The 11,436-nt window shown below is 55.2% G+C and carries 9 protein-coding genes; 3 read left to right on the top strand and 6 right to left on the bottom strand.

Annotated features, from left to right (window positions below):
• Window positions 1-47: 47 nt before the first annotated feature.
• The 3 genes from B347_RS0123215 to B347_RS0123205 form a co-directional block, all read right to left on the bottom strand.
• Window positions 48-494: an NUDIX hydrolase gene (locus B347_RS0123215; RefSeq protein WP_019412088.1), complete on the bottom strand. Its 447-nt coding sequence runs from the start codon at window positions 492-494 to the stop codon at window positions 48-50.
• Window positions 495-722: 228 nt separating this feature from the next.
• Entirely contained in the window at window positions 723-2,945 is a 2,223-nt protein-coding gene (locus tag B347_RS0123210) for an NADP-dependent isocitrate dehydrogenase (RefSeq protein WP_019412087.1), read from the bottom strand.
• 602 nt (window positions 2,946-3,547) lie between these two features.
• Window positions 3,548-3,826 (bottom strand): cold shock domain-containing protein, encoded by a 279-nt coding sequence (locus tag B347_RS0123205; protein WP_019412086.1) that lies wholly within the window; start codon window positions 3,824-3,826, stop codon window positions 3,548-3,550.
• Window positions 3,827-4,051: 225 nt separating this feature from the next.
• On the opposite strand from B347_RS0123205, the gene clpS reads away from it, so the two are divergent.
• Window positions 4,052-4,414: an ATP-dependent Clp protease adapter ClpS gene (gene clpS, locus B347_RS0123200; protein WP_019412085.1), complete on the top strand. Its 363-nt coding sequence runs from the start codon at window positions 4,052-4,054 to the stop codon at window positions 4,412-4,414.
• Between the two features lie 29 nt (window positions 4,415-4,443).
• Window positions 4,444-6,714 (top strand): ATP-dependent Clp protease ATP-binding subunit ClpA, encoded by a 2,271-nt coding sequence (gene clpA / locus B347_RS0123195; RefSeq protein ID WP_019412084.1) that lies wholly within the window; start codon window positions 4,444-4,446, stop codon window positions 6,712-6,714.
• A 135-nt stretch (window positions 6,715-6,849) separates the two neighbouring features.
• Here the strand turns inward: clpA and infA are convergent, their stop codons facing one another.
• The 3 genes from infA to aat form a co-directional block, all read right to left on the bottom strand.
• A complete protein-coding gene (gene infA / locus B347_RS0123190) occupies window positions 6,850-7,068 on the bottom strand; it encodes a translation initiation factor IF-1 (protein WP_002553999.1) in 219 nt (72 codons plus the stop codon).
• Between the two features lie 99 nt (window positions 7,069-7,167).
• Window positions 7,168-7,875 carry an arginyltransferase gene (locus B347_RS0123185; protein WP_019412083.1) on the bottom strand — a complete coding sequence of 236 codons (708 nt, stop codon included), beginning with the start codon at window positions 7,873-7,875 and terminating at the stop codon, window positions 7,168-7,170.
• 54 nt (window positions 7,876-7,929) lie between these two features.
• Complete coding sequence (aat, locus tag B347_RS0123180) at window positions 7,930-8,610, bottom strand: leucyl/phenylalanyl-tRNA--protein transferase (protein WP_019412082.1); 681 nt, start codon at window positions 8,608-8,610, stop codon at window positions 7,930-7,932.
• A gap of 414 nt (window positions 8,611-9,024) precedes the next feature.
• On the opposite strand from aat, the gene B347_RS0123175 reads away from it, so the two are divergent.
• Window positions 9,025-11,427, top strand: coding sequence for a DNA translocase FtsK (locus tag B347_RS0123175; RefSeq protein WP_019412081.1), 2,403 nt, complete (start codon window positions 9,025-9,027; stop codon window positions 11,425-11,427).
• The last annotated feature ends 9 nt before the right edge of the window (window positions 11,428-11,436 follow it).

The raw sequence follows: 11,436 nt of genomic DNA, 5'->3' as shown, positions 1-11,436 counted from the left end.
AGTGTCTTGAAAAAGGACGCGATTCTAGCAGGCCCGAGCGCTCAAGGCTAAACCGAAGGGCGGATTAACGTGAGGTCGAACAGTTTGCCGGTCAGATAATCGTCAATGCAGTGCAGGCTCAACTCGCTGCGCCAGCGATGGCGTTGGGCTATTAACTCGTCACGGGTCAGCCATAACGGGCCGATGATGCCGGTGTCCAGGGTGTATTCAGGGTGATGTTTTAAAGCCTTGCCCGCAAAGCACACGCGCTGATAGGTCACTCCATTGCTGGGGGCTGTGTACAAATAAATACCGATGACCCCGGTCAGTTCGACGTCGTAGCCGGTTTCTTCGAGGGTTTCGCGAATGGCGGCTTCGATCAGGGTTTCGTTCGGGTCCAGATGCCCGGCGGGCTGATTGAGCACGGCGCGTTCGCCGCTAAATTCTTCAACCATCAAAAAGCGCCCGTTGTCTTCGACGACCGTGGCGACGGTGAGGTGGGGTTTCCATTCCATGGGAGGGGTTCCAGAGGGTGAGGTTTTGTAGTCGCTGCCGAAGGCTGCGTTCGGTTGCGAAGCAATCGTTATGCCGTGCAAAGAGTGCGACTGAAATGTTTCGTGCGCTGATTTTACACCGGCTTCGCCGTTGATCGCAGCCTTCGGCAGCGACTACACGGTTGCGAGCACCCTTAAACCACAAACCCCGGCGTCGTGGGCCGGGGTTTGTGGTGTTACGTGTTGCTCTTACACAGACGCGATGATCGCGTTCAGTGTTGCGCTAGGGCGCATTACGGTGCTCACCTTGTCAGCATTCGCGTGGTAGTAACCACCGATGTCGACAGGCTTGCCCTGCACGGCGTTGAGTTCAGCAACAATTTTTGCTTCGTTCTCGGCCATGGCTTTTGCCACAGGGGCAAATTGGGCTTGCAGTTCTTTGTCTTCAGTCTGTGCAGCCAGGGCTTGAGCCCAGTACAGCGCCAGGTAGAAGTGACTACCGCGGTTGTCGATGTTGCCGACTTTGCGCGATGGCGATTTGTTGTTATCCAGGAACTGGCCAGTGGCCTGGTCTAGGGTCTTGGCCAACACCAACGCTTTAGGGTTGTTGTAGGTCGTGCCCAGGTGCTCCAGGGAGGCAGCCAGTGCCAGGAACTCACCCAGCGAGTCCCAACGCAGGAAGTTTTCTTCCAGCAGTTGTTGAACGTGCTTTGGAGCCGAACCGCCTGCGCCTGTTTCAAACAGACCGCCGCCATTCATCAGCGGTACGATCGACAGCATTTTGGCGCTGGTGCCCAGTTCCATGATCGGGAACAGGTCCGTCAGGTAGTCACGCAGTACGTTACCGGTCACCGAGATGGTGTCTTGGCCTGCACGGGTGCGCTCAAGCGTGAACTTCATGGCCTCAACCGGCGACATGATGCGAATGTCCAGGCCGCTAGTGTCGTGATCCTTCAGGTAGGTCTGAACTTTCTCGATCATCAGTGCGTCATGGCTACGCTGTGGGTCCAGCCAGAACACGGCCGGAGTGTTGCTGGCGCGAGCGCGGTTAACAGCCAGTTTAACCCAGTCGCGGATCGGCGCGTCTTTGGCCTGGCACATGCGCCAGATGTCGCCTTCTTCAACCTTCTGTTCCATCAGCACGTTGCCGTTGCTGTCGGTAACCCGAACAACGCCAGGCGCCTTGATTTGGAAGGTTTTGTCGTGAGAGCCGTATTCTTCGGCTTTTTGCGCCATCAGGCCAACGTTTGGCACGCTGCCCATCGTGGTTGGATCGAAAGCGCCGTGCTTTTTGCAGTCTTCGATCGTGGCCTGGTAGATGGTTGCGTAGCAGCGATCTGGGATCAACGCCTTGGTGTCGTGCAATTGACCGTCGGTGCCCCACATTTTGCCGGAGTCACGGATCATTGCAGGCATCGAGGCGTCGACGATAACGTCGCTTGGCACGTGCAGGTTGGTGATGCCTTTGTCGGAGTTAACCATCGCCAGTGCAGGGCGATCAGCGTAAACAGCTTGGATGTCAGCTTCGATTTCAGCTTGTTTCTCAGCCGGCAGCGCCTGGATACGGGCGTAGAGGTCGCCAATACCGTTGTTCAGGTTAAAACCGATTTCTTTCAGGACGTCAGCGTGTTTTTCCAGCGCATGCTTGTAGAACTCAGCCACGATCTGACCAAACATGATTGGGTCGGAAACCTTCATCATGGTGGCTTTCAAGTGAACCGAGAACAGCACGCCTTGTTTCTTGGCGTCTTCGATTTCGGCCGCTACGAATTCGCGCAGGGCTTTTTTGCTCATGACGGAGCAATCGATGATCTCACCGGCTTGCACGGTGGTTTTTTCTTTCAGGACGGTGGTAGTGCCGTCCTGAGCGATCAATTCGATTTTAACGCTGGACGGGGCTTCGATCAGGGCTGCTTTTTCACTGCCGTAGAAATCGCCTTCGCTCATGTGCGCAACGTGAGACTTGGAGTCTGTAGCCCACGCGCCCATTTTGTGCGGGTGCTTGCGAGCGTAGTTTTTAACCGACAGCGGTGCGCGGCGGTCAGAGTTGCCTTCACGCAGTACCGGGTTCACGGCGCTGCCCATCACTTTGCTGTAACGCGCCTTGGTTTCTTTTTCGGCGTCAGTGGTGACAGTTTCCGGGTAGTCCGGAATGTTAAAGCCTTGCGCTTGCAGTTCTTTGATCGCGGCCTGCAATTGCGGGACCGAGGCGCTGATGTTAGGCAGCTTGATGATGTTGGCTTCAGGGGTAACGGCCAGGGCGCCCAGTTCGGCGAGGTGGTCTGCTACAGCCTTGTCACCCAATTGCTCAGGGAAGCTTGCGAGGATGCGGCCTGCCAGAGAGATGTCGCGCGTCTCAACGTCGATATCAGCGCTGGCGGTGAAAGCCTCGATGATAGGCAGCAGTGAATAGGTGGCGAGCGCCGGAGCTTCGTCGGTGAAGGTATAGATGATCTTCGAACGGTTGGGCATTTCGGATTAACTCTCTTCTTTGCTGAGCGTGCTCAGATACTCGAGATGCGCAGGGTAGGCGCTTTCGTTCACAGTGAACAATGAGCCGAAAGTCGAGGCTCTTCGCGGTGATGTGAATGCATCAGTAGAGCGTCAAGCGGTCGAGCCGGGGTAACGACTCAGCCTTTCTAGGCCTGAAAGACTCATTCCAGTAGGTGTTTCTGGGTGACTCCATAGTCACCGGCGCAGTATACATAGGTCACTAAGGTTGCTGCGAGGGGGGCTGCGTATCACAAATCATCCATTGGTCTAAGAGCCTGCGTCAAAATGCCCTTGTTTTTGGCGTTTCACCCCGTGTTTAAAGGGTTTAAAAGGGAGTTGGCGGGGAGGTTGCAGCGTGTTTGGAAACATTCTGTTTGCGCGGCGATTTAACCGGGCTAGGCTCAAGGTCGCTTGGTGTGCCACCCAAAAATGGAGTTCAGCAGGGAACAGCAAGGTCAAAGTTCCAGCCGCGGGTGAGAAAATCACCGCCAACGCAGCCCCTTCTTTCTCTGAAATAAAAACGGCCGATTCAAAAATATGAGTCGGCCGTGTTTTTGTAACTGTTTTTTTGCCTTGCAGGTTCAGACCGAGAGGCTGTTGACCTCTAGCGCAGGTACCGATTTTAAGGTTTGTGCCTTTGCATCGGTAATCGCGACTGCATGCAAGCCCTTGGGGCCTTGGGTAATTTCGAAGCTTACAGGTTGGCCCGCTTTCAGGGTTTTATAGCCATCCATCTGAATAGCTGAAAAATGGGCGAAGAAGTCGATTGGATGTCCCTGCTCGTCGATGCCTTCCTTGGCTTCCGTATTGATAAAGCCGAAGCCTTTGGCGTTATTGAACCATTTGACCTTGCCTTGCATACTCATCTCCCTCTGCTGCAAACAACTCCATCACTGGAGTATCATCCAGTTCACTCGCGCAGAAACCATTAAATATGGTTGACTGCACGGACCTTTATTCCCCACTGTGGGTTCTATTGGTTGTAACACCGTTTTACCGATAGTCAAGGTCACGCGGCGGCACAGTTGAAATTTGACATGCCTGCCTCCATCACTGTAACCGCTCAAAGACGAACCTTTCTTTCCATGCATGCAATCAGCCAGATTCGACTAACATTCAATCAGGATCAGCCCGGTTTTGATGACGAAGACTCCGCTGGCTTGGCTGTGCAAGAGGCTAAGCCTGCGCTTCAGGCGCCGCCGATGTACAAGGTGGTTTTGTTCAACGATGACTACACACCCATGGATTTCGTTGTCGAAGTGCTTGAGGTGTTTTTTAACTTGAATCGCGAATTGGCGACCAAGGTCATGTTGGCCGTCCATACAGAAGGACGGGCCGTATGCGGCATTTTTACTCGCGATATAGCCGAGACCAAGGCAGCGCAGGTAAACCAGTACGCACGCGAAAGCCAGCATCCGCTACTCTGTGAAATCGAGAAGGACGGTTAACGCCGACCACTTGGGTATGAGGTGAAGCCATGTTAAATCGCGAGCTCGAAGTCACCCTCAATCTTGCCTTTAAGGAAGCCCGCTCAAAGCGTCATGAATTCATGACGGTCGAGCATCTCCTTTTAGCGCTCCTAGATAATGAGGCGGCCGCAACCGTTCTACGCGCCTGTGGCGCAAACCTCGACAAACTCAAGCATGACCTGCAAGAGTTTATTGATTCCACGACTCCCCTGATCCCTGTCCACGACGAAGACCGTGAAACCCAGCCAACCTTGGGCTTTCAGCGTGTTTTGCAGCGTGCCGTATTCCATGTGCAAAGCTCCGGCAAGCGTGAAGTCACGGGCGCTAACGTATTGGTTGCGATTTTCAGTGAGCAGGAAAGCCAAGCAGTGTTCTTGCTCAAGCAGCAGAGCGTTGCGCGCATTGATGTCGTCAACTTTATTGCTCATGGCATCTCCAAAGTGCCTGGCCATGGCGATCACTCCGAGAGTGAGCATGAAATGCAGGATGAGGAGGGTGGTGAGCCCTCGTCTTCAAGCAATCCTTTGGATGCTTATGCCAGCAACTTGAACGAGTTGGCCCGTCAGGGTCGTATCGATCCGTTGGTGGGGCGCGAAATGGAAGTTGAGCGCGTTGCTCAGATCCTGGCACGTCGCCGTAAGAACAACCCGCTGTTGGTAGGCGAGGCGGGCGTGGGTAAAACCGCGATTGCTGAAGGACTGGCCAAGCGGATCGTCGACAATCAAGTGCCTGACTTGCTGGCTAACAGCATCGTCTACTCCCTTGATCTCGGGGCCTTACTTGCGGGTACAAAGTACCGCGGCGATTTTGAAAAACGCTTCAAGGCGTTGCTCGGTGAGCTCAAAAAACGCCCTCAGGCGATTTTGTTCATCGATGAAATCCACACCATCATTGGTGCGGGCGCGGCATCTGGTGGCGTAATGGATGCCTCAAACCTGCTCAAGCCATTGTTGTCTTCGGGCGACATCCGCTGCATTGGTTCGACGACGTTCCAGGAGTTTCGCGGGATCTTCGAAAAAGACCGTGCCTTGGCGCGCCGTTTCCAGAAAGTTGACGTGTCCGAGCCTTCGGTTGAAGACACCATCGGCATTCTGCGAGGCCTCAAAGGTCGCTTCGAGCAGCATCACGGTATCGAATACAGTGATGAGGCCCTTCGCGCGGCGGCTGAGCTGGCTTCGCGTTACATCAATGATCGGCACATGCCGGACAAGGCTATTGATGTCATTGACGAGGCGGGTGCTTACCAGCGGCTGCAACCGGTCGAAAAACGCGTCAAGCGTATCGAAGTGGAACAGGTCGAAGATATTGTGGCGAAAATCGCTCGTATTCCGCCTAAGCACGTCTCCAGCTCCGATAAAGAGCTGCTGCGCAACCTCGAGCGCGACCTCAAGCTGACCGTGTTTGGTCAAGATGCAGCGATTGACTCCCTGTCGACGGCCATCAAGCTGTCGCGTGCTGGGCTCAAATCGCCTGACAAGCCTGTCGGTTCGTTCCTGTTCGCAGGTCCGACGGGTGTCGGTAAAACCGAAGCTGCCCGTCAGTTGGCGAAGGCGCTGGGGGTTGATCTGATTCGCTTTGACATGTCCGAGTACATGGAGCGCCACACCGTATCGCGTCTGATCGGTGCGCCTCCAGGTTACGTGGGCTTTGATCAGGGCGGTCTGTTGACCGAAGCCATCACTAAGCAGCCGCATTGCGTGCTGCTGCTCGATGAAATCGAGAAGGCGCACCCAGAAGTCTTTAACCTGCTGCTGCAGGTCATGGACCACGGCACGCTGACCGATAACAACGGGCGCAAGGCTGACTTCCGTAACGTGATCATTATCATGACCACCAACGCAGGTGCCGAAACGGCTTCGCGGGCATCGATCGGGTTTACGTTCCAGGATCACGCCTCCGACGCGATGGAAGCGATCAAGAAGAGCTTCACCCCTGAGTTCCGCAACCGCCTGGACACTATCATTCAGTTTGGTCGCCTCAGTCACGAGGTTATCAAGCATGTGGTGGACAAGTTCCTTACCGAGCTGCAAGCGCAGTTGGAGGACAAGCACGTTCAGCTTGTGGTGACGGATGCCGCTCGCGGCTGGCTGGCTGCTGGAGGTTACGACGTGCAAATGGGCGCACGCCCAATGGCGCGTCTGATTCAGGACAAAATCAAGCGTCCGCTGGCTGAAGAAATTCTCTTTGGCGAACTGGCTGATCATGGCGGTGTAGTACACATCGACCTGAAAGACGGCGAGTTGACTTTCGAGTTTGAAACGGCGGTTGAAATGGCTTAATCCCAGCCAACAAAAAAGCGCCTTATGGCGCTTTTTTGTTGGCTGGGATTAAGCAGCCGCAAGCTTCAAGTTGTGAGCTTCAAGCTTCAAGTCAAGAGCTTCAAGCTTGCCGCTTGCCGCTCAAGCTTCGCTTGATTAACGAGCGCGGTAAGTGATGCGCCCTTTGCTCAAGTCATAGGGCGTCAGCTCGACGCGCACTTTGTCACCGGTAAGAATACGAATGTAGTTCTTGCGCATCTTGCCGGAAATATGCGCGGTTACGACGTGCCCATTTTCCAACTCCACACGAAACATGGTGTTGGGCAGGGTGTCGACGACAGTGCCTTCCATTTCGAAGCTGTCTTCTTTCGACATGCAGTAAAGCCCTCGGTGTCCAATGAATGGCCCGGTGCAACTGCGCCAGGCAAAAGCGGCGTGCATTGTGCCCGAAAAGTGGGGTTTAAGCCAAGGGGTTCAGTTAAGAGTGCTCCATCTCTGATTAATAAGCAGCTCAATGGGCCTGTATTCGGTCTTGTAATTCATCTTTTTGCAGTTCTTGATCCAGTAGCCTAGGTACAGCGCCCCCAGCCCCAAACGACTGGCTTCAGCGATCTGCCACAGAATGCCGTAGCGCCCCAGACTGCGGCGCTCTTCGGCAGGTTCGTAGAAGGTGTAAACCGCCGATAATCCGTTAGGCAAAACGTCGGTGACGGCCACTGCCAGCAAGCGTCCATTGAGGCGAAATTCGTAGAATGTCGAGAACGGTAGGTCGCGCACTAAAAAAGTTGAAAATTGATCGCGGCTTGGAGGAAACATGTCGCCATCAGCATGCCGTTGCTCGATATAGCGTTGGTAGAGATCAAAATATTCGTCGCTGAAACTTGGCTTGGCGGCTTGCACGTGCAAGTCAGCATTGCGCTTGAAAATACGTTTTTGCTGACGGTTGGGAGTAAACAGCGCCACAGGTATGCGCGCAGGGGTGCACGCGTCGCATTTGAGGCAGTGTGGCCGGTACAGATGGTCGCCACTGCGCCGAAAGCCCATATCGGACAAGTCAGCATAGACCTGCACGTCCATCGGCTGGCTGGGGTCGAGGAACAGCGTAGTGGCCTGTTCTTCGGGCAGGTAGCTGCAAGCGTGAGGTTGAGTGGCATAAAACTTCAAGCGCGCCAGCTCGGTCATGATTGGCCCTCGGGAAATCTTTGAATTAAGTGTAAGCCAGCTAGAAAAACTCGCCTATAAAACCCATTGCGCGGTTGTAGGCTGATCCAGATGTTTTTGTAGGTAATCGGCGAATTGCTGGCGTGAAATTGAGCGCGCACCCAGACTTTCGAGATGGCTGGTTGGCATTTGGCAGTCAATTAGCACAAATCCCCAAGCCTTCAACTGCTTGACCAGTGTTGCAAAGCCAAACTTCGAGGCATTGTCTGCACGACTGAACATGGACTCGCCAAAGAATAGCTGGCCCATCGCCAAGCCATACAGGCCTCCCACCAGTTCGCCGTTGTCCCAGACCTCAACCGAGTGGGCATGCCCGCGAGCGTGCAGCTCGATGTAGGCATTTTGCATTTCATCGGTAATCCAAGTGCCATCCGCATAGCTGCGCGGTGCGGCGCAGGCTTGAATGACCCTCGCAAAGTCACAGTCAAAACTCACTTGGTAACGTTGCTGGCGTAACAATTTACCCAGGCTGCGAGAGACGTGCAGTTCTTCGGGGAGCAGCACTGTGCGCGGGTCGGGCGACCACCAAAGAATCGGCTGGCCCTCGGAAAACCACGGGAAGCAGCCATGGCGATAGGCCTGGATTAGGCGATCTGCCGACAGGTCTCCACCCGCCGCCAGCAGCCCGTTGGGCTCGCGCATGGCCTTTGTCAGCGGGGGGAATGTCAGGGTGTCGCGTTTTAACCAGGTCAGCATGGCAGTCAGTCTTACAGAAGAGGGAGGGGTGGCTGCAACTCTGTCGCGCTAATGCGGTCTTAGTCGATCTGGCCCGTGGCTGTTTTGACAGTGGTATAAGTCTTTGTCACAAAAGGCAATGCATGCTCAAATTGGCGGCTCTCGGGCCAGAACTAGGCGTAACCAATCGCCGCAGGCGCCAGCATGGCATCAACGGCTGAAACCCGTACAATGGCCCGCCTGTTTGAGCTGTTCTAAACTGCACAACACTTATCGTAATTCATGGCGGGCTGGTCATGGAGTGCGAGTCATATTACAAGGCTGTGTGCAAGGCTAGTCCAGTTTCATCTCTGAACTTGTCACCTGCTCGATTTGAGCAGTATTTTGCAGTCAATCAATAGTTGGGCGCGCCACAGGCGCAGGAAAAGACGCGTTTTGAAGAAATCCACAGCAGCACCTAAAACAGTTCCACTCTGGCGTCAGCAACTGCACTACCGGCTCAAGGAAGGTGCACTGCTTGCTATTGGCGCTTTATGCCTGTTTCTGATGATGGCCTTGCTCACCTATGGTAAGGACGATCCCGGCTGGAGCCATAACAGCCGCGTTGTGGACGTGCAGAACTTCGGCGGGCCTGCAGGCTCCTACAGCGCGGACATTCTGTTCATGGTGCTGGGCTATTTTGCCTACATCTTTCCGCTGTTGCTGGCGATCAAGGCGTTTCAGATCTTCCGCGAGCGGCATCAGCCTTGGCAGTGGAGCGGCCTGCTGTTTTCGTGGCGTCTGGTGGGTCTGGTGTTTCTGGTCATTTCGGGTGCAGCCTTGGCGCACCTTCACTTCCACTCAGCCAGTGGTTTGCCCGCAGGTGCTGGCGGTGCATTGGGTGAAAGCCTGGGAGATTTGGCGAAAAACGCCCTGAATATCCAAGGCAGCACCTTACTTCTGATTGCCTTGTTCCTGTTTGGCTTGACGATATTTACCGATTTGTCGTGGTTCAAGGTCATGGATGTGACCGGCAAAATTACCCTCGACTTGTTTGAGCTGATCCAGGGTGCAGCCAATCGTTGGTGGTCGGAGCGCAATGAGCGCAAGCAACTGGTTGCTCAATTGCGCGAGGTCGATACCCGTGTCAACGAAGTCGTCGCCCCAAGCGTTTCCGACAAGCGCGAGCAGGCCAAGGTTAAAGAACGCCTGATCGAACGCGAGCACGCTTTGACCAAGCACATGTCCGACCGTGAAAAGCACGTCCCGGCAGTGATCACTCCCGTGCAGGCCAAAGCGCCTGAGCCAAGCAAGCGCGTGCAGAAAGAGAAGCAGGCCCCGCTGTTTGTCGACAGTGCAGTTGAAGGCACTTTGCCGCCGATTTCGATTCTTGACCCCGCTGAGAAGAAACAACTTAATTACTCTCCTGAATCCCTAGCGGCCGTTGGCCACTTGCTCGAAATCAAGCTCAAGGAGTTCGGGGTCGAGGTGACCGTTGACTCGATCCATCCTGGCCCGGTGATTACCCGTTACGAAATTCAGCCGGCTGCCGGGGTGAAGGTCAGCCGTATCGCTAACCTCGCCAAAGACTTGGCACGCTCGCTGGCCGTGACTAGCGTGCGGGTGGTTGAAGTGATCCCCGGCAAAACCACTGTGGGTATCGAGATCCCCAACGAAGATCGCCAGATCGTGCGCTTCTCCGAGGTGTTGTCGACACCTGAGTTTGATGACGCCAAGTCGCCAGTGACATTGGCCCTTGGCCATGATATTGGCGGCAAGCCGGTCATCACCGACTTGGCGAAAATGCCGCACTTGCTGGTCGCCGGTACCACCGGTTCCGGTAAGTCGGTAGGCGTTAACGCCATGATCCTGTCGATTTTGTTCAAGTCTGGGCCGGAAGACGCCAAGCTGATCATGATCGACCCGAAAATGCTTGAGCTGTCGATCTACGAAGGCATTCCGCATTTGCTGTGCCCCGTCGTGACTGACATGAAGGACGCGGCCAACGCCCTGCGCTGGAGCGTTGCCGAGATGGAGCGCCGATACAAACTGATGGCGAAGATGGGCGTGCGTAACCTGGCGGGCTTCAACCAGAAGATCAAAGACGCCGAGGCTGCTGGCGAGCCGATAAGTGACCCGCTGTACAAGCGCGAAAGCATTCATGACGAAGCGCCGCTACTGACTAAGTTGCCGACCATCGTGGTGGTGGTCGACGAATTTGCCGACATGATGATGATCGTCGGCAAGAAGGTTGAAGAACTGATCGCCCGTATCGCCCAGAAGGCGCGGGCCGCAGGGATTCACTTGATCCTCGCGACCCAGCGTCCCTCGGTGGATGTGATTACCGGCCTGATCAAGGCCAACATTCCGACCCGTATGGCGTTCCAGGTATCGAGCAAAATTGACTCACGGACCATCATCGACCAAGGCGGCGCTGAACAATTGCTCGGTCACGGTGACATGCTCTACATGCCGCCCGGCACCAGCCTGCCCATTCGGGTACACGGCGCGTTCGTTTCGGACGATGAGGTCCACCGTGTGGTTGAGGCCTGGAAGCTGCGTGGCACGCCGGACTACAACGAAGACATCCTAGCGGGCGTTGAAGAGCCGGGCAGTGGCTTTGACGGCGGCAGCAGTGAAGGCGGCGACGACGCTGAAACTGATGCGCTGTATGACGAAGCCGTCCAATTTGTACTTGAAAGCCGCCGTGCTTCGATCTCTGCGGTTCAACGCAAACTGAAGATCGGCTACAACCGCGCTGCGCGTATGATCGAGTCCATGGAAATGGCCGGGGTTGTGACCTCGATGAACACTAACGGCTCCCGCGAAGTGCTGGCGCCAGCTCCAATACGCGACTGATCTGCTCGC

It is taken from the genome of Pseudomonas psychrophila HA-4 (assembly GCF_000282975.1).
Lineage (GTDB): Bacteria > Pseudomonadota > Gammaproteobacteria > Pseudomonadales > Pseudomonadaceae > Aquipseudomonas > Aquipseudomonas psychrophila_A.
The sequence above is the reverse complement of the archived record's forward strand: the minus strand, read 5'-3'. Positions and strand labels throughout refer to the sequence as shown.